This is a genomic window from Vibrio mimicus CAIM 602 (assembly GCF_000338875.1).
GTDB classification, from domain to species: Bacteria; Pseudomonadota; Gammaproteobacteria; order Enterobacterales; family Vibrionaceae; genus Vibrio; species Vibrio mimicus.
The window spans coordinates 213,132-231,548 of the sequence record NZ_AOMO01000024.1 but is presented as its reverse complement, the minus strand read 5'-3'; the positions used below and the strand labels follow the sequence as shown (position 1 = coordinate 231,548).

Below are 18,417 nucleotides of genomic sequence, written 5' to 3'. Positions count from 1 at the left end.
TGTAGCGTAGAAGGTTGACGAAACAATCAATCATCTGCTAACAATGGTCCGTGTGATACCCATCATCCGGGCCATTTATTTTAGGGATATAAGACTATGAGCTACCAAGAAAAAAATGCAATGTCGCCCATTTTTGACGCACTCGTACCTATGGTGGTTGAACAAACCTCTCGTGGTGAGCGCTCATACGACATCTATTCTCGCTTACTGAAAGAGCGAGTGATTTTCTTAACCGGTCAAGTAGAAGATCACATGGCAAACCTTGTCGTGGCTCAACTGCTTTTCTTAGAATCTGAAAACCCTGATAAAGATATTTTCCTGTACATCAACTCACCGGGTGGCAGTGTGACTGCGGGTATGTCGATCTACGACACCATGCAGTTCATTAAACCGAATGTGAGCACAGTATGTATGGGGCAAGCCTGTTCAATGGGCGCTTTCTTGCTTGCTGGCGGTGCGCCAGGTAAGCGTTATGTACTGCCGAACTCTCGAGTGATGATTCACCAACCACTGGGTGGATTCCAAGGCCAAGCCTCTGATATTCAAATTCATGCTAAGGAAATTCTGACCATTAAAAACAAACTGAACCGTTTGTTGGCAGAGCACACTGGCCAGCCACTTGAAGTGATTGAGCGTGATACTGATCGTGATAACTTCATGTCAGCTGATCAAGCAGTGGAGTACGGTTTGGTGGATGCGGTTCTTAAACACCGTGGCGAGTAAGCTCGTAATTGTATAACGCAATTTTTATCGAATTGTTATACACTCAAACCAAAGTGAGTAAAGGCTAAGAGGTTAGCGAATGACAGATAAAAGCAAAGAGGGCGGTAGTAGTAAACTGCTGTACTGCTCTTTCTGTGGCAAAAGCCAGCACGAAGTTCGCAAACTGATCGCAGGTCCGTCCGTTTACATTTGTGATGAATGCGTTGATCTATGCAACGATATCATCCGTGAAGAGATCAAAGATGTTCTGCCAAAAAAGGAATCAGCGGCGTTACCGACGCCAAGAAAGATTCGTGAACATCTCGACGACTATGTGATTGGTCAAGAACACGCCAAAAAAGTGCTAGCGGTCGCGGTATATAACCACTACAAGCGTTTACGTAATGGTGATACCACAGGCGATGGCGTTGAGCTGGGCAAAAGTAACATTTTGCTGATCGGCCCAACGGGTAGCGGTAAAACGCTGCTTGCTGAAACGTTAGCGCGTTTTCTGGATGTGCCATTTACTATGGCAGATGCTACCACGCTGACTGAAGCTGGTTACGTGGGTGAAGATGTAGAAAATATCATTCAAAAGCTGCTGCAAAAATGTGATTACGATGTCGCAAAAGCAGAGCGTGGTATTGTTTACATCGATGAAATTGACAAGATTTCTCGTAAGTCTGAAAACCCATCCATTACGCGTGACGTTTCGGGTGAAGGTGTTCAGCAAGCGTTGTTAAAATTGATTGAAGGTACCGTTGCTTCTGTTCCTCCGCAGGGTGGACGTAAGCACCCACAGCAAGAATTCTTGCAAGTGGACACCTCGAAAATCCTGTTTATCTGTGGTGGTGCTTTTGCAGGCCTAGATAAAGTGATTGAACAGCGTGTAGCGACAGGCACTGGTATTGGCTTTGGTGCAGATGTCCGCTCTAAAGACAACAGCAAAACGCTGAGTGAACTGTTTACTCAGGTTGAGCCAGAAGATTTGGTGAAATACGGTTTGATTCCAGAGTTCATTGGTCGCTTGCCTGTTACGGCAACGCTGACTGAACTGGATGAAGCGGCATTAATCCAAATTCTGTGTGAACCGAAAAACGCGTTGACTAAGCAATATGCTGCGTTGTTTGAACTAGAAAACGTTGACTTAGAATTTCGTGAAGATGCTCTGAAAGCGATTGCCGCTAAAGCGATGAAGCGTAAAACAGGTGCACGTGGCCTACGTTCTATCCTTGAAGCTGTTCTACTGGAAACCATGTATGAACTGCCTTCAATGGAAGAGGTTAGCAAAGTTGTGATTGATGAATCCGTGATTAACGGTGAGTCAGCACCGCTGCTAATCTACAGCGCGAATGAGAGCCAGGCCGCTGGCGCGGAGTAATTCTCAGCCAACAAAACATAACGAGGAGGTATTCTATACCTCCTTTTTTTTATTCTGTCATTGAATCCAGTCAGTTAGCCCCCATATACTGCGTAACAAATGCAAGCGGAAGAGAGAAAAATATGAACTTGGAGCGTTCCGAGCGTATCGAGATCCCCGTACTACCCCTGCGCGATGTGGTTGTCTATCCACACATGGTCATTCCTTTGTTTGTTGGCCGAGAAAAATCGATCCAGTGCCTTGAAGCGGCGATGGATAACAACAAGCAAGTCCTGTTGGTAGCGCAAAAGAAAGCGGAAACCGATGAGCCGAAAGTAGCGGATTTATTTGAAGTCGGCACAGTCGCCACTATCTTACAATTGCTGAAATTACCCGACGGCACGGTAAAAGTGCTGGTCGAAGGTCAGCAACGCGCCAAAATCACTCAATTCTACGAAGAAGAATATTTCTTCGCGGATGCACAATATTTGGTAACGCCTGAGCTGGATGAGCGTGAACAAGAAGTGGTTGTTCGTAGTGCCATTAACCAGTTTGAAGGCTTTATCAAACTCAATAAAAAGATCCCACCTGAGGTTCTGACTTCTCTTAACGGGATTGACGAGGCGGCGCGCCTTGCTGATACCATCGCTGCGCATATGCCATTGAAATTGGTTGATAAGCAAAAAGTGCTCGAACTGCTGGATGTGACGGAGCGCCTAGAGTTCTTGATGGGACAGATGGAGTCAGAAATCGATCTGTTGCAAGTCGAGAAGCGTATTCGTACCCGCGTTAAAAAGCAGATGGAAAAATCACAGCGCGAGTACTATCTGAATGAGCAAATGAAAGCGATTCAGAAAGAATTAGGCGAAATGGATGATACGCCTGATGAATTTGAAGCGCTGAAAAAGAAAATCGAAGACTCGAAAATGCCGAAAGAGGCGCGCGAGAAAGCGGAACAAGAGCTGCACAAGCTGAAAATGATGTCTCCGATGTCAGCGGAAGCGACTGTTGTGCGTAGCTACATCGATTGGATGGTTAATGTTCCGTGGACGAAACGTAGTAAAGTGAAAAAAGATCTCTCAAAAGCAGAAGAGATTCTTAATGCTGACCACTACGGTTTGGAGCGTGTTAAAGAGCGCATTTTGGAATATCTCGCCGTTCAGAGCCGTATCAATAAACTCAAAGGCCCAATCCTATGTTTAGTAGGACCTCCAGGTGTGGGTAAAACGTCATTAGGTCGTTCAATTGCTGCTGCAACAGGACGCCAGTATGTGCGTATGGCTCTGGGTGGGGTTCGTGATGAAGCTGAGATTCGCGGCCACCGTCGTACCTATATCGGTTCAATGCCGGGCAAACTTATCCAGAAAATGGCTAAAGTTGGCGTAAAAAACCCACTGTTCCTGCTTGATGAAATCGACAAGATGTCATCAGACATGCGTGGTGATCCTGCGTCGGCACTGTTAGAGGTGCTCGATCCTGAGCAAAACAACTCGTTCAACGACCACTATCTGGAAGTGGATTACGATCTGTCAGATGTCATGTTTGTGGCGACCTCAAACTCGATGAATATCCCAGGTCCACTGCTGGATCGGATGGAAGTCATCCGTCTATCGGGTTACACCGAAGACGAGAAGCTCAATATTGCTAAAGACCATCTAGTGAGTAAGCAGATTGAGCGTAATGGCCTAAAACCAAGCGAAATCGTTATCGAAGATTCTGCCATCATCGGCATCATTCGTTACTACACGCGTGAAGCGGGTGTGCGTGGCCTTGAGCGTGAAATCTCTAAGATTTGTCGCAAAGCGGTGAAGAAGATTTTGCTGGATAAGGGTGTAAAAACCGTTGTTGTGAACCAACAAAACTTGAAAGAGTTTTTAGGTGTACAACGTTTTGACTACGGCAAAGCTGAAGAAAGCAACCGTATCGGTCAAGTAAACGGCTTGGCGTGGACCGAAGTAGGCGGCGATTTGCTGACTATTGAAACCCAATCTATGCCGGGCAAAGGCAAACTCACCCAAACAGGTTCGCTGGGTGATGTGATGCAAGAGTCGATTCAAGCAGCGATGACAGTAGTTCGCTCTCGTGCAGAGAAACTGGGCATTAACCCAGACTTCTACGAGAAACGCGATATTCACGTTCACGTACCTGAAGGTGCTACACCAAAAGATGGTCCAAGTGCAGGTATTGCCATGTGTACCGCATTGGTTTCCAGTTTGACGGGTAATCCTGTGAAAGCAGAAGTGGCCATGACGGGGGAAATCACTCTGCGTGGTGAAGTTCTGCCAATTGGTGGCTTGAAAGAGAAACTGTTAGCCGCTCACCGTGGTGGCATCAAAACTGTACTTATCCCGAAAGATAACGAGCGTGATCTGGAAGAAATCCCAGACAATGTGATCGCTGATCTGCAAGTTATCCCAGTACAGTGGATTGACGAGGTTCTCAAAGTTGCTCTGGAGCAAGACCCGACAGGGGCTAGCTTTGTGAGCAAAAAGAGTGATGCGCAGCAAAAATAAGTAAATCTTTACGCTGATAGGCTTAAAAAGGCTTGTCAGCGTTTTTTTTGAAGGCTAACGTTACTGTCAATAGCTTGTAGCCCTGATACAACAAGGCTTTAGGCTAGTTTAAAAACTTTAATGGAACGAAATCGGCACCGATAAAATAATAAAGGGTGACCAAAGGGGAATCACAGTGAATAAGACACAACTAGTAGAACAAATTGCAGCGAACGCAGATATCTCTAAAGCCTCTGCAGGTCGCGCTCTTGACGCATTCATCGAAGCAGTTAGCGGCACACTACAATCAGGTGACCAAGTTGCACTGGTTGGTTTTGGTACGTTCAGCGTACGTACTCGCGCAGCGCGTACTGGCCGTAACCCAAAAACTGGCGAAGAGATCAAAATCGCTGAAGCTAAAGTGCCTTCTTTCAAAGCAGGTAAAGCGCTGAAAGACGCTTGCAACTAATTTGAATGAAGATTTTGCACTTTTTTGCAAAATAAATTCGAACCTTTTGAAATTATGCGCATCCTACTGATGCGCATTTCTTTTTCTGATATTATCGCGCCATTCATTTTGGGCTAACGTGCCTGATATCAACCCCGGAGAGTAGTAGCACTATGATGGATCGATTACGCGAAGGCGTGAACAGCATCGCGGTTAAAATTATCCTTGGATTAATCATCCTGTCTTTCATTTTTGCTGGTGTAGGTAACTACCTGATCAGTGGCGGTAATAACGCAGCCGCTAAAGTGGGCAATGCGGAAATTAGTCGTGGCGATTTTGAGCAAGCCTACCAAAACGAACGTAATCGTATGCAAGCTCAACTGGGCGATTATTTCTCCAACTTACTGGCAGATCCGACTTATGTCGCTTCTTTCCGTAAATCGGTACTGGATCGTATGGTTAACGATCTGCTACTGGAGCAGCATGCTGCTTCATTGGGTCTGCGCGTTAGCGATGATCAAGTACGTCAAATGATTTTGGAAATGCCTCAATTCCAATCTCAGGGCAAATTTGACCAAGAGCTGTACCAAGCGGCATTGCGTCGTGCAGGCTTCACGCCAGATATGTTTGCAGAATACTTGCGCAAAGATCTGGTACGTAATCAGCTGATGACAGCATTGCAAGGCAGTGAATTTAGCTTGCCAGGTGAAGTTAACCTGCAAGATCAACTGATTTCTCAAACTCGAGATATCCGTACTATCACGCTTTCACTGGCTGAGTTTGCAAAAAAAGTGACGCTCAGCAATGAAGACATTGAACAGTACTACAAAGCGAATACTGAGCGTTTTACTCGTCCTGAGCAGGTGAAAGTCTCTTATGTTGAGTTGTCTGCCGATGCTCTGAAAGCAGAGATTGCAATTGACGATGAAGCGGCACAACAATACTACCAAGAGCACTTAGATAAATACTCAAGCGCTGAGCAGCGTAAAGTGAGCCATATCCTGATCGAAGGCGATGACGAGCAGAAAGCACAAGCGATTTTGGATGAGTTGAATGCAGGGGCGGATTTCACCACTGTAGCGAAAGAAAAATCGCAAGATGTTGGCAGTGCACAAGATGGTGGTTCACTAGGCTGGATTGAGCGTGACACTATGGATCCGGCATTTGAAGCAGCAGCTTATGCTCTGACTGAAAAAGGTCAAATTTCAGGTCTAGTGAAGTCTGATTTTGGTTACCACATTATCCGTTTGGACGATGTAAAAGCACCTGTTGTTAAGCCTTATACTGAGGTTGCACAAGCGATCAAACAGGAACTTGTTGATCAACAAGCATTGGATAGCTTCTATGCTAAACAAAGTGAGCTAGAAAAACTGGCCTTTGAACATTCAGATTCTCTGGATGAAGCGGCGAAAGCGATCTCTGCTAAGGTTGAGCACACAGACTTTATTTCAGCAGAGCAAGCTCCTGATCTACTCGCAGTACCAGCAGTACTTCAGGCTCTGAAATCACCAGAAGTAAAAGAAGATGGTCTGAATTCAGAAGTGATCGAAGTTGCACCTGAGCATGTGGTTGTTGTGCGCGTTGAAGAATCACGTCCTGAAACAGTACTTCCTCTGCAAGAAGTCAAAACTCAAGTTGTTGAGCAGCTTTCTCAATTGAAAGGTGAGCAACAAGCACTTGAGTTGGGCAACAAAATCGTAGCAGCTCTCAAAGCTGGCAATTCAGATGTACTGGCCGAAAATGGTGTTGCATTCGGTGAAGTGCAAATGATTGACCGTAGCTCGCCTCTAGCGAATACCGTTTACTCGATGGTTAAGCCACAAGATGGTGCGAAAGGCTACGCTCAAGCGAAAGACTTTGATGGCAATGTAGTGGTGATTGAACTCGACAAAGTTGAGTCAAAAGTTACTCCTGCTTACCACGAGCAAATTGCTACGCAACTATCACGTATTGGTTCACAGCAAGACTTGGCTGGAGTCATTAGTGTACTGCGTCAGAGTACGGATATTGAGTATCACATTGCGACTGAATAACCATTCGAAATGTAATTGATATGTTTAAAGAAGCGGGCTACTGCGGTAGCCCGTTCTATTTGTATAAAGTTGAAATTTTCACCTTAAGCTCTCTAGCTATCATGATGACTCAAAAAATAATACTGAGGGTCAATCATGCAATTCAAAACAACACTTATGACAGTTCTGCTTTCACTCTGTTTACCAGCCATGCCTATGCTGGTTAGTGCTGAGGAAACAAACCCGACGGCGCAAACTGAAGAAGGTATTGTCATTACTGTGAATATCAATACGGCTTCGGCAGAAGAGCTTGCCACTTTGCTAAAAGGTATCGGGCTTAAAAAAGCACAGGCGATTGTCGATTATCGTGAGGCTAATGGTCCTTTTAACAGCATCGACGATCTGACGAAGGTGAAAGGCATTGGTGAAGCAACCGTACGCAACAACGCGACTCGCATATTGCTGTAATGTGAACTATCGCAAAGTGTTAACCCGGTTTAAGCCGGGTTAATTTTTTTCTTCTCAGTATTTTTATGGCTAATCTGGACTCTTACCTAGCACCTAAGAGCCTTTGCACTTATAATTCTTCGCCGAAAACGCGGACGTGTAATCGACCGCCTAAAACAATAAAGTGGAGAAATACATGTCCTCTTATACGCCAGTTGTTACCGTTGATGGACCGAGTGGTGCAGGGAAAGGCACATTATGCATGTTGTTGGCAAAAAAACTTGGTTTTCAACTGTTAGATTCCGGTGCTATTTACCGTGTGCTAGCTCTGGCTGCCATTCATCATGGTGTCGATCTCGAATCTGAAGATGCCTTAGTGCCTCTTGCAACACACCTTGATGTGCAGTTCATCGCTGAAGGCGAATTAGTAAAAGTGATTCTTGAAGGCGAAGATGTTTCTCGTGAGTTGCGTAAAGAAGAAACCGGTATGGCTGCGTCAAAAGTGGCTGCATTACCGCGAGTTCGTGAAGCGCTATTACGTCGTCAACGTGCTTTTGCAAGTGGTACAGGCTTAGTTGCTGATGGCCGTGATATGGGAACTGTGGTTTTCCCAAGTGCCGAAGCCAAAATTTTCCTTGATGCGAGTGCGGAAGAAAGAGCACGTAGACGCTTCAAGCAGTTGCAACTGAAGGGGCTTGATGTTAAATTTGACGCCCTTTTAAGCGAAATTCAGGAAAGAGACGATCGCGACAGAAATCGCGCTGTTGCTCCTTTACGTCCAGCTGAAGACGCACTAGTGCTAGATTCAACCTCATTGACTATCGATGAAGTGGTTGAACAGGCGCTACAATATATCGAATCTAAACTGGTGTGAGTTAATCACGCTAAGTAAGAACGTCGGTCGCAAGGATGATGACTGGCGAATTTAATAACCCCATGTGGTAGGACACCCGTGGCCGTTTAATTATTGAAGATTAAATAAATGACTGAATCTTTTGCTCAACTCTTTGAAGAGTTTCTGAACGAGACCGAATTCCAACAAGGTACTATCGTTAAAGGTACTGTAGTAGCGATCGAGAACGGTTACGTTCTTGTTGACGCTGGCCTGAAGTCTGAGTCTGCTATCCCTGCTGAACAATTCAAGAACGCTGCTGGCGAACTAGAAGTTCAAGTTGGTTCTGAAGTTGACGTAGCTCTGGACGCGGTTGAAGATGGTTTCGGCGAAACTCAACTTTCTCGTGAGAAAGCGAAGCGTCATGAAGCTTGGATCGTACTTGAAAAAGCATACGAAGAAGCTGCTACTGTTGTTGGTATCATCAACGGTAAAGTTAAAGGCGGTTTCACTGTTGAACTGAACGGCATCCGTGCGTTCCTGCCAGGTTCTCTGGTTGACGTACGTCCAATCCGTGACACAGCTCACCTAGAAAACAAAGAGCTAGAGTTCAAAGTTATCAAGCTAGACCAGAAGCGTAACAACGTTGTTGTTTCTCGTCGTGCAGTAATCGAATCTGAAAGCAGCGTAGAGCGTGATGAACTGCTTGAAACTCTGCAAGAAGGTACTGAAGTTAAAGGTATCGTTAAGAACCTTACTGACTACGGTGCATTCGTTGATCTGGGCGGCGTTGACGGTCTGCTACACATCACTGACATGGCTTGGAAACGCGTTAAGCATCCATCAGAAATCGTTAACGTTGGTGACGAGATCCTAGTTAAAGTACTGAAGTTCGATCGTGATCGTACTCGCGTATCTCTAGGTCTGAAACAGCTGGGCGAAGATCCATGGGTAGCAATCGCTAAGCGTTACCCTGAAGGTCACAAACTGTCTGGCCGTGTAACTAACCTGACTGACTACGGCTGCTTCGTTGAAATCGAAGAAGGCGTTGAAGGCCTGGTACACGTTTCTGAAATGGACTGGACTAACAAGAACATCCACCCATCTAAAGTTGTTAATGTTGGCGACGAAGTTGAGGTTATGGTTCTGGATATCGACGAAGAACGTCGTCGTATCTCTCTAGGCCTGAAACAGTGTAAAGCTAACCCATGGCAATCATTCGCTGAAGCGCAAGCTAAAGGCGACAAAGTAACTGGTAAGATCAAGTCTATCACTGACTTTGGTATCTTCATCGGTCTAGAAGGTGGTATCGACGGTCTTGTTCACCTGTCTGACATCTCTTGGAACGTACCAGGAGAAGAAGCAGTTCGTGAATTCAAGAAAGGCGACGAAATCTCTGCAGTAGTTCTAGCAGTAGACGCTGAGCGTGAGCGTATTTCTCTGGGCATCAAGCAAATGGAAAACGATCCATTCAACGCTTATGTATCAGACAACAAGAAAGGTGCTCTGGTTAACGGTACTGTAACTGCTGTTGACGCGAAAGGCGCAACCATCGAGCTGGAAGACGGCGTTGAAGGTTACATCCGCGCTTCTGAAGTATCACGTGATCGTATCGAAGATGCATCACTGATCCTGAGCGTTGGTGACAAAGTTGAAGCGAAATTTACTGGCGTTGACCGTAAAAACCGCGTAATCAACCTGTCTATCAAAGCGAAAGACGAAGCTGAAGAGCAAGAAGTAATGGCAACTCTGAACAAGCAAGACGAAGCTGCGTTCGGTAATGCTATGGCTGACGCTTTCAAAGCGGCTAAAGGCGAATAATAGCCAAACGCTAAAAGATAAAAGGAGCCGAAAGGCTCCTTTTTTGTCTTTGCAATCTCATGATCGCGACCTAAGATTAATCACGAAAAGTTGCGAAAGTGCATTATAACGTTCACTCTTATGAGTAGAACCGCAAACCTAATGTGAGATCTCGCCCAGCGCCGAGTTCTTTTTCTACAATGTAAATCAAGTGTTTGTTGGAATTGATATTACTGACTATAATTAAGCAGTAAAAACTCGAAGAGGGAAACTATGACTAAGTCCGAACTGATTGAAAGACTCTGTGCTGAACAAACACACTTGTCTGCGAAAGAGATCGAAGATGCGGTAAAAAATATCCTTGAGCATATGGCCTCTACGTTAGAAGCGGGTGAGCGCATCGAGATTCGTGGTTTCGGTAGCTTTTCCTTACACTATCGTGAGCCGCGCATGGGTCGCAATCCTAAAACTGGCGATAAGGTTGAGTTGGAAGGTAAATACGTACCACACTTCAAACCTGGCAAGGAATTACGTGAACGCGTTAACTTGTAATGTGTAACTGAGTAAACTTTGTTCATATAGGCGGCATGCTTTTCGAGTGTGCCGCTTTTTTATGGAAGCGCAGTTATTAGCCGTGGTTTGTCTCTCCGTTTTCCTGCATAATCTGTGTGCCAATTTGTGAAAAGGTAATGACTTATGAAAATTATAAAGATAGTCGCCGTACTCGCTCTTTTCTTCATCGCATTAGCACTAGGCTCTCAAAACCAGTCGGTTGTAGTGTTTAACTATTTATTAGCACAAGGCGAGTTTCATCTCTCTACCTTGCTTGGTAGTGTCTTCATCATCGGTTTTGCTTGTGCTGGGGTTATTTTTGGAAGCCTGCATCTCAAATCACAGCTGAGAATTCGAAAATTGACCAAACAGCTCAAATTGGCAAATCAGCAGTCAGCACCAGAAACTAAAGTGCATACCGGATAAGGCTGTTTTTCGATGTTAGAAATACTGTTCTTGTTATTGCCAATTGCCGCCGCTTACGGTTGGTATATGGGGCATCGCAGTGCCCAGCAAGACAAGCAGAAACAATCGCACCAAATTTCTCGCCAATACGTAACGGGTTTGAACCTGTTGCTCTCCGATCAATCGGATAAAGCGGTGGATCATTTCATCGAATTGCTTCAAGTGGATAATGAAACCATTGATACACACTTGGCTTTAGGAAATCTTTTCCGTTCTCGTGGTGAAGTTGATCGCGCTATTCGTATTCACCAAAATCTTATTTCTCGCTCAGGTTTGACCATAGATCAAAAGAACCTTGCTCTGCAGCAGTTAGCTAAAGACTACATGGTTTCTGGCTTTCTTGATCGTGCTGAGAAAATTTTTGAACAGCTCATTGATGAACCAGAGCACCGCGAATCCGCTCTTCAGCAACTTACCGCGATTTACCAGCAGACTCGTGAATGGCATAAAGCCATTGAGTGTGCCTCTGCTCTCGTTAAGCTTGGGCGTAAGCGTATGAAGGTGAGCATTGCTCACTTCTATTGTGAGTTAGCCATGCTTGAAAAGGCCGATGGTAACGACAATAAAGCGATCCAATTATTCAAAAAAGCGCTCAATGAAGATCCTAAATGTGTACGCGCCACGATTTCACTCGGCAAACTCTACCTGCAAAACGAAGATTATCAGAAGACGATTGACCATTTAGAAATGGTGCTTGATCAAGATATCGATTTTGTCGGTGAAGTGCTGAACACCTTAGCGGAGTGTTACCACCATCTTGGGCGTGAACAAGATCTGATTGCTTTCTTACGCCGCTGTATCGCCAATAAAGCGGGTGTATCAGCAGAATTAATGCTAGCCCAACTCGTTGCTCAGCATGAAGGTACCGCAGCAGCACAAGAGATTTTAACCAGACAACTGGTGAAGAACCCCACCATGAAGGGTTTCTATCGCTTGATTGATTACCATATCGCGGAAGCGGAAGAAGGCCGAGCCAAAGCCAGTTTATCAACCCTGCAACGCTTGGTTGGAGAACAGCTCAAGGTTAAACCGCATTACCGTTGCCGTAAGTGTGGATTTTCAACACATTCCCTCTATTGGCATTGTCCTTCATGTAAGAACTGGGGTTCAATTAAGCCGATCCGAGGCTTAGATGGTGAGTAGCCTGAGAATTCAAATAACGATGCAGCTATTAATGGCTGCTTTTTTTTAAACTCGATGTACAGATAGGAGAAACGATGAACGACCCAAAAGTGATTGTTGCACTGGACTATGACAATCTGGCGGATGCGCTCGCGTTTGTGGACAAGATCGACCCAAGCACTTGTCGATTAAAAGTGGGTAAAGAGATGTTTACTCTGTTTGGCCCAGAATTTGTGCGCGAGCTACATAAACGTGGTTTTTCTGTGTTTCTGGATCTGAAATTTCACGATATTCCGAATACTTGTTCAAAGGCTGTAAAAGCTGCAGCAGAGCTTGGCGTATGGATGGTGAATGTACATGCCAGCGGCGGTGAACGCATGATGGTGGCATCTCGTGAAATTTTGGAGCCGTATGGTAAGGATCGTCCATTGCTGATTGGTGTGACAGTGTTAACCAGCATGGAGTCATCCGATCTACAAGGAATTGGGATTCAAGCTTCTCCGCAGGATCATGTACTAAGGCTGGCTACTCTGACCAAAAATTCAGGCTTAGATGGTGTGGTTTGTTCCGCACAGGAAGCATCATTACTAAAACAGAATTTGGGAAGTGAGTTTAAGCTGGTGACTCCTGGCATTCGACCAGCTGGTGCAGAGCAAGGCGATCAACGCCGTATTATGACTCCAGCACAAGCTATCGCGTCAGGTTCAGATTATCTGGTAATTGGCCGTCCTATCACACAGGCTGCGCACCCAGATTTAGTGCTGCAAGAAATTAATCGTACGTTGATTTAGTTTCTCTTCTAAACATGCGGTCGGAGTATGACTTCGGCTGCATGTTGGTTTATTACATTTCAGGCCGAGAGTCATCCGCGGCCGAAAGCCACTTTTGTAGAATGGCTTTCAAATCTTCTAAACGGTAAGGCTTACTCAGCACATCGTTCATACCACATTCTATGCAGTGCTGCTTTTCATGTATGGTCGTGCCTGCAGTGAGCGCAATAATGGGCTTATTGTAACCTTGCTCACGTAGGTGTTGGCTTGCTTCAAAACCATCCATTTCTGGCATTCGGCAATCCATAAAGATCAAGTCGTACTGTGTATGTTGGACTGCATCCAATGCTTCTACGCCATTGTGGCTAAAATCGGGAGTGATACCGAGTTTTCCTAACATACCTTGAATAATAATCCGGTTCATCTCTATATCATCGGCCACAAGAATGGCCAGTTTTCTACCATTCCATTCACTGGCTAGAGTATTCGTTATTGTTTCTGTGTTAGGTCTATTTGCGGCAGGAAGCGGAAGAACAACGGAAAACTCGCTGCCTTCTCCTTCTGAGCTCTTAACGCTTAATAATCCATTCATGAGTTTGGTTAAACTTAAACAGATAGCTAATCCCATACCTAAACCTTCAAACTGGCGCGTGGAAGAACGATCAACTTGATAAAAGGCATCAAAGATTTTTTGCTGCGCATATTCAGGAATGCCTATGCCGGTATCTTTCACATCTATTTTCAGTTTGTCATCAGCCCAAGAAATATAAATATTAATTTCTCCTTTAAGAGTGAACTTCAAACTGTTGCCAATCAAATTTAACAGTATTTGCTGAATGCGTTTTTTATCACCATAGACGTATTCTGGAAGTGTATCTTTGTAAATGAAATTTAGAGTAGTATTTTTATTTCTCGTTTTTATCGAGACTAAGTTATAAACATAATTATGAAGCTGTAGCCACTCAAAAGGCTGAGCGGTGATGCGTAATAAACCTGAGTGGAGCTTATTAAAATCAATAAGGTCATTGATAACGAAATTGAGCATCTCTCCTGAATGTTGGATATCAGCAAGGTACTTTTTCTGTTCTTCGGTTAAGTATGTGGTTCCCAGTAGATCTGCGCTGCCCAGTATGCCCACCAACGGTGTACGGATTTCATGGTTGACCATAGCAACAAACTCTTTCGTTGCTTTTTCTGAATCTTCGGCTTGTTTTCGGGAAAGCTCTTTGCTCTGGATATCAAGGTGTTTGCTCAGTGCACCACTTAGCAAATCGATCAGCATGTTGACTTGTTTGTCGATGAACTCGAACTCAATTTGATGGGTTTGATAAGTAAAGATTAACTCACCGACTTGTTGCGTGTTCGAATAAATAGGGATCAGAACTTCTTTCTGTGATGTCATTTTCTGTTTGTTAGGAAGCCAACAGTTACTGAAATGAAACTGACTGTAAGTGGGGAATAAATCTGCCTGTAATATCAACTCACATTGAAGGATATTTTTTCTGTCTGGAATACTGTCTATAAAGGTGTTAATCAAAGCTTCGTTGAGTTCGGTAAATAAAAACCGTCTCCCAAAACGAATCAAAATAGCATCAATGTGTTCTTTCAATTCTAATTTGAATATATCCACCATGGATTTTAATTTTTGCGCTTCAAGTGCTTGCTGCAAGTATTGGTTTATTTCATAGATTTCCCGGCTTTTCTGCTCAAGCAATTGTTCTGCGGCAATTCGCGCCGCTTTTTCACGCAGTAAACGTTGCTCCCAGAGAGAAGAGGCTTTAGTCATGATCAGCTTTCACTTTTGATAATCGTAAAACGGACAGCACTGCCATCAGGTTTTAGGTGGTGGCTAGCAATCGTTATAGGTTGGGAAAAGTGTGCGGCACATCCTTCCAACAGCCCTAAACAGAGTGACGACAAACATCGGTGGCTTTGATATTCAAAAACGGTAGATTCTCCACTCTGTTCAATGAAAATGAATTTGGGCGGGCACGCACTGGGGTACAGTTTTTTAACTTCCGCATGAATTTCATCTTCCACCTTTTTGAGAAACTCAACGAAAGGAAGATCGTGCTGAATCGGGATGGGTAACGTTTGATAAAGAGAGCCAAACATGGCTTTGCCCACTTCCCGTTGCAGGTTGTCAATGCTTTCCCCCGTCAGCTGGTGTATGGCTTGTATCATTGCGATCAGTTCGTGGTGTTTATAATCTCCAACCGAGGTGAATGGGTGAGTGAATCCAGTCCGTTCGAGCATAGTTTCTAATGTCTCCATGCCAAACCGCTGTTCGATGATGTCGAAAAATAGACTAAATACGATACCCTTCATCGTGGGTTCTCCCGTTGGGGGGAATAGTTATGCCCATACTTTTAAGCATGGTGGAGAAAACTAAGGTACGCAAGTGAGAGGATGGGAGCCAGTTCATGGGCTCCCCCTAGTTTTCGCCAAACTTTTCCACTCTGTTATTTCATTTACTGGCCTCGGCTGCCCACCATCACCATCACGGTTTTGAGCATAATGCTGACATCTGTATTGAACCATGAGCGCAGAGAGTACATAGACAGAGCATAACTATGATCAAAAGCCACTTTACGTCTCACATCATCAATACAGGTGTCATAACCTTGGTTGACTTGAGCTAAGCCAGTAATACCGGGCAATAGTCCATACGTACGTTCAGCAAAGTAAGGGATGGCATCTTCAAGCTTTTTGTAGAATCCGGGGCGTTCTGGGCGTGGGCCGACAATCGACATATCGCCTTTTAACACATTGAAGAGTTGAGGAATTTCATCCAAACGTGTTTTGCGTAAAAAGCGCCCTACAGGAGTGATACGTGGGTCATTATCGGTTGCCCAAACAGCTCCAGAGCGGCTTTCGGCGTCTTGGTACATGGTACGAAACTTAATAATTTCAAAAAGCATGACCCGATCGGGGAGTGATTTGCCTACTCGCCATTGTTTATAAAACACAGGGCCTGAAGAGTTAATTTTGATGGCAAAGGCAATAATCGGAAATAAAGGGGAAAGCAGGATTAAACCTACGATAGCACCCAGTAAATCCATAGTGCGTTTGAACACGGTAATTGACATTTGAGTGGGTTGATGGCGATTCATAATAGGGTTCCTTAATGGTTCACTTTGATCCAACGGCCTTTTTCGTATCCACAAAGGTAACGAAGACCACCGATGAAATTGGCAAGATGTCCAAACACCAAATAGTGCAGCCAGCGTAATAGGCTTGGTTGGCGTTGTTCTGGCATCCAATGACTGCATGTCGCAATCAAGTAGAGGCTGATTTGTCCACCGAGAAGCACAACAAAGAGTGGGTTGTGAATCGCGAGTAGAGCGCTGCTGATCAAGCAGGTCAGCATCAGATAAGGAGTAAGCAGGCGCAGCCCTTTGCCAGATAGGAAAGCAAAAGCAACTTTGCCGTGTTTGGGACTAAAGAGTCGAAATAGGGTAATCGCCTGCTGCATATTGCCTGCGGAGATGCGAAGCCGACGTCGAAAATCTTCAGGCTGGCCTGTCGGTTCCATTTCAATCGCCAGCATATTCAGGTCATAACGTGCTTGATAACCTTGCTCAACAATCCGCATAGGCAGAATAAAATCGTCATTGATGGTATTGGCTGGCAAAGGAGTAAACAGTGAGGTGCGAAATAGGTATAACGCACCATGAGAACCGAGTGTGCTCCCGAAGCTGGATTCATGCAGTTTGATTTGGTTTTGATACTGCCAATAGGCTTTTTCCTCATTGGAGGCGTTAGGCAAACCTTGATAGGTTGCATTCACGACGCCAACCTGAGCATCAGTAAAGTGCTGTGCCGCAATCAGCATGGCATCAATCGAAATCAGGGCGCTAACATCACTCAATGCGGTAATGTCACTGTCCACCATGTTCATTAGCTGGTTGATGACGGCAACTTTGCCTCGATTTTGTGGGTAGATATGTATTTCAAATAAGGTATCGGCACAGATGGCTTCCTGAATGGTTTCTTGCGCAATTTCTGCCGTTTTGTCTTGGCATCCATCGCAAGCAATGACGATACGCAGCTTGTCTCGTGGATAATCTAATGCACTCAGGTTACGAATTTTCTCTGCAATCCAGCGCTGTTCATTGTAAGCCGGCACCAAGATGGTGATGCTGGGGTAATGCAGGTCGGTTTGGCTGGCTTGATAACCGCGAGATGGCACTTTGCTTTCTGGCAAAGGGTGCCGACCGGCATACCAACGCAGCAACACAGGGTAACCAAAGTGGTGGTAAATAATTAATCCACTGGCGACAGAAAACAGCAGAGTGAGGGCCCAAGTTATCATGCTAATTCCCCTTCTGATAAAGCATTGTAGGCTTTGACCATTTGATGAATATCACCGTGTTCTTGTACAAAATGACGAGGTGAAATCTCGGGTTTATGTTGGAGCGCATGCAGTAAGCTGCGTGCCATTTGCAGTGGGTCATCTCTTTCAACTGCACTTCCAGTGTGAGGGCATAATGTCTCTTTGGCTGAACCTACATCCGTCAGTACCACGGGAATACCGCACGCTTGCGCTTCTAACGGTGATAAAGGGAAGCCCTCCGAGCGTGAAGGCAGACAGAAAATATCCAAAGCGCGATAGAACTCGGGCATGTTGTCTACTAACCCAAGAAAATGCACCCGTTCATTGAGCCCCAGTTCTTGGCAAAGGGCTGAAAGAGAATCGAGCTGAGAGCCTTTGCCCGCAACAGCTAAATGGATATGGCTGGGTAAATGAGACAATGCGTGGAGCAGTTGATCTTGCCCTTTCACCCATTCAAGGCGACCAGCACAACCGATCAAAGGTACACCTTCAGGTAAGTTGAACTGTTGGCGAGCCAGAGCTTGGTTGCCGGGGGTGAAACGAGCGCAATCAATGCCATTTTTGATGGTTCGGGTGCGCGGATAATGGAAGTAGCGCGCAAGTACTTGCGTGACTTGATGGGCATCCCCAACCAAGTGTGGCTGAATCCAACGTAAAGCCACGTACTGCAAGTAACGGTGAATCCAGTTAGAGAGATGCCATACATCATGTTCAGTATGAATGCGTACTGGCGTTGTACTGCAACGTGCAGTAATTCCTGCGTAGAGCAGTGGGCCAATATGGTGTGTATGGACAACATGAGGTTTTATGGCTGAAAACAGTCTGAACAGTTTCCACAGCGTCGTCAGTGAACGCCCTGCGGGTTTATTCAGAAACAGCAATTGATCTTGGTATTGCGTGAGTTTGGGCCAATGTGCCAAAGCTTCGTTTTTTGTCCCTTCTAAGCTCACAACCAATACACGATGGTTGGGTTCAGAAAAGCGCAGGAAATCAAGAACAAGGCATTCTAAGCCTCCGGGTGCCAAGTGTTGGACAACATGGATGATGACTTTTTCATTCTGAAGATGAGAGTGCATACA

At 45.1% G+C, this 18,417-nt stretch carries 17 protein-coding genes; 12 read left to right on the top strand and 5 right to left on the bottom strand.

Annotation, left to right across the window (positions count from 1 at the left end; all coding sequences use genetic code 11):
• Window positions 1–96 precede the first annotated feature (96 nt).
• The 12 genes from clpP (at window position 97) to pyrF (ending at window position 13,023) form a co-directional block, all read left to right on the top strand.
• Window positions 97–723 carry an ATP-dependent Clp endopeptidase proteolytic subunit ClpP gene (gene clpP / locus D908_RS13115; RefSeq protein WP_000121677.1) on the top strand — a complete coding sequence of 209 codons (627 nt, stop codon included), beginning with the start codon at window positions 97–99 and terminating at the stop codon, window positions 721–723.
• Window positions 724–802: 79 nt separating this feature from the next.
• A complete protein-coding gene (gene clpX / locus D908_RS13120; RefSeq protein ID WP_000130329.1) occupies window positions 803–2,083 on the top strand; it encodes an ATP-dependent protease ATP-binding subunit ClpX in 1,281 nt (426 codons plus the stop codon).
• A 122-nt stretch (window positions 2,084–2,205) separates the two neighbouring features.
• Window positions 2,206–4,575: an endopeptidase La gene (lon, locus tag D908_RS13125; RefSeq protein WP_001047617.1), complete on the top strand. Its 2,370-nt coding sequence runs from the start codon at window positions 2,206–2,208 to the stop codon at window positions 4,573–4,575.
• 175 nt (window positions 4,576–4,750) lie between these two features.
• On the top strand, window positions 4,751–5,023 hold the full coding sequence (locus tag D908_RS13130) for an HU family DNA-binding protein (protein WP_001044516.1): 273 nt from the start codon (window positions 4,751–4,753) through the stop codon (window positions 5,021–5,023).
• Window positions 5,024–5,175: 152 nt separating this feature from the next.
• Window positions 5,176–7,035 (top strand): peptidylprolyl isomerase, encoded by a 1,860-nt coding sequence (gene ppiD, locus D908_RS13135; protein WP_005523561.1) that lies wholly within the window; start codon window positions 5,176–5,178, stop codon window positions 7,033–7,035.
• Window positions 7,036–7,170: 135 nt separating this feature from the next.
• Window positions 7,171–7,482, top strand: a complete 312-nt coding sequence (locus tag D908_RS13140) for a ComEA family DNA-binding protein (RefSeq protein ID WP_005523559.1) — start codon at window positions 7,171–7,173, stop codon at window positions 7,480–7,482.
• Between the two features lie 175 nt (window positions 7,483–7,657).
• Window positions 7,658–8,335 (top strand): (d)CMP kinase, encoded by a 678-nt coding sequence (gene cmk, locus D908_RS13145; protein WP_005523557.1) that lies wholly within the window; start codon window positions 7,658–7,660, stop codon window positions 8,333–8,335.
• A 108-nt stretch (window positions 8,336–8,443) separates the two neighbouring features.
• Window positions 8,444–10,114 carry a 30S ribosomal protein S1 gene (rpsA, locus tag D908_RS13150; RefSeq protein ID WP_000140311.1) on the top strand — a complete coding sequence of 557 codons (1,671 nt, stop codon included), beginning with the start codon at window positions 8,444–8,446 and terminating at the stop codon, window positions 10,112–10,114.
• Window positions 10,115–10,366: 252 nt separating this feature from the next.
• Window positions 10,367–10,645, top strand: coding sequence for an integration host factor subunit beta (ihfB, locus tag D908_RS13155; protein WP_000167340.1), 279 nt, complete (start codon window positions 10,367–10,369; stop codon window positions 10,643–10,645).
• A gap of 144 nt (window positions 10,646–10,789) precedes the next feature.
• Window positions 10,790–11,071 carry a LapA family protein gene (locus D908_RS13160; RefSeq protein WP_000691486.1) on the top strand — a complete coding sequence of 94 codons (282 nt, stop codon included), beginning with the start codon at window positions 10,790–10,792 and terminating at the stop codon, window positions 11,069–11,071.
• A gap of 12 nt (window positions 11,072–11,083) precedes the next feature.
• Window positions 11,084–12,253, top strand: a complete 1,170-nt coding sequence (lapB, locus tag D908_RS13165; RefSeq protein WP_000889968.1) for a lipopolysaccharide assembly protein LapB — start codon at window positions 11,084–11,086, stop codon at window positions 12,251–12,253.
• Between the two features lie 74 nt (window positions 12,254–12,327).
• On the top strand, window positions 12,328–13,023 hold the full coding sequence (gene pyrF / locus D908_RS13170; RefSeq protein ID WP_000999566.1) for an orotidine-5'-phosphate decarboxylase: 696 nt from the start codon (window positions 12,328–12,330) through the stop codon (window positions 13,021–13,023).
• A gap of 52 nt (window positions 13,024–13,075) precedes the next feature.
• Here pyrF and D908_RS13175 read toward each other — a convergent pair whose 3' ends face one another.
• The 5 genes from D908_RS13175 to D908_RS13195 form a co-directional block, all read right to left on the bottom strand.
• Window positions 13,076–14,788, bottom strand: coding sequence for an ATP-binding protein (locus tag D908_RS13175; RefSeq protein ID WP_005523554.1), 1,713 nt, complete (start codon window positions 14,786–14,788; stop codon window positions 13,076–13,078).
• A 2-nt stretch (window positions 14,789–14,790) separates the two neighbouring features.
• A complete protein-coding gene (locus D908_RS13180) occupies window positions 14,791–15,330 on the bottom strand; it encodes a heme NO-binding domain-containing protein (RefSeq protein ID WP_005523552.1) in 540 nt (179 codons plus the stop codon).
• Window positions 15,331–15,473: 143 nt separating this feature from the next.
• Entirely contained in the window at window positions 15,474–16,115 is a 642-nt protein-coding gene (locus D908_RS13185; protein ID WP_001079387.1) for a sugar transferase, read from the bottom strand.
• A gap of 11 nt (window positions 16,116–16,126) precedes the next feature.
• The gene (locus tag D908_RS13190) at window positions 16,127–17,317 is read right to left on the bottom strand and encodes a glycosyltransferase family 2 protein (RefSeq protein WP_005523547.1); all 1,191 of its coding nucleotides are present in this window, start codon (window positions 17,315–17,317) and stop codon (window positions 16,127–16,129) included.
• A complete protein-coding gene (locus D908_RS13195) occupies window positions 17,314–18,414 on the bottom strand; it encodes a glycosyltransferase (RefSeq protein ID WP_005523545.1) in 1,101 nt (366 codons plus the stop codon). Before D908_RS13195 ends, D908_RS13190 begins: the two co-directional genes overlap by 4 nt.
• Window positions 18,415–18,417 lie beyond the last annotated feature (3 nt).

Coding starts and splice junctions, on each gene's coding strand:
- clpP (WP_000121677.1), top strand. CDS start 97: ATGAGCTACCAAGAAAAAAATGCAATGTCGCCCATTTTTGACGCACTC.
- clpX (WP_000130329.1), top strand. CDS start 803: ATGACAGATAAAAGCAAAGAGGGCGGTAGTAGTAAACTGCTGTACTGC.
- lon (WP_001047617.1), top strand. CDS start 2,206: ATGAACTTGGAGCGTTCCGAGCGTATCGAGATCCCCGTACTACCCCTG.
- ppiD (WP_005523561.1), top strand. CDS start 5,176: ATGATGGATCGATTACGCGAAGGCGTGAACAGCATCGCGGTTAAAATT.
- D908_RS13140 (WP_005523559.1), top strand. CDS start 7,171: ATGCAATTCAAAACAACACTTATGACAGTTCTGCTTTCACTCTGTTTA.
- cmk (WP_005523557.1), top strand. CDS start 7,658: ATGTCCTCTTATACGCCAGTTGTTACCGTTGATGGACCGAGTGGTGCA.
- rpsA (WP_000140311.1), top strand. CDS start 8,444: ATGACTGAATCTTTTGCTCAACTCTTTGAAGAGTTTCTGAACGAGACC.
- ihfB (WP_000167340.1), top strand. CDS start 10,367: ATGACTAAGTCCGAACTGATTGAAAGACTCTGTGCTGAACAAACACAC.
- D908_RS13160 (WP_000691486.1), top strand. CDS start 10,790: ATGAAAATTATAAAGATAGTCGCCGTACTCGCTCTTTTCTTCATCGCA.
- lapB (WP_000889968.1), top strand. CDS start 11,084: ATGTTAGAAATACTGTTCTTGTTATTGCCAATTGCCGCCGCTTACGGT.
- pyrF (WP_000999566.1), top strand. CDS start 12,328: ATGAACGACCCAAAAGTGATTGTTGCACTGGACTATGACAATCTGGCG.
- D908_RS13175 (WP_005523554.1), bottom strand. CDS start 14,788: ATGACTAAAGCCTCTTCTCTCTGGGAGCAACGTTTACTGCGTGAAAAA.
- D908_RS13180 (WP_005523552.1), bottom strand. CDS start 15,330: ATGAAGGGTATCGTATTTAGTCTATTTTTCGACATCATCGAACAGCGG.
- D908_RS13185 (WP_001079387.1), bottom strand. CDS start 16,115: ATGAATCGCCATCAACCCACTCAAATGTCAATTACCGTGTTCAAACGC.
- D908_RS13190 (WP_005523547.1), bottom strand. CDS start 17,317: ATGATAACTTGGGCCCTCACTCTGCTGTTTTCTGTCGCCAGTGGATTA.
- D908_RS13195 (WP_005523545.1), bottom strand. CDS start 18,414: ATGCACTCTCATCTTCAGAATGAAAAAGTCATCATCCATGTTGTCCAA.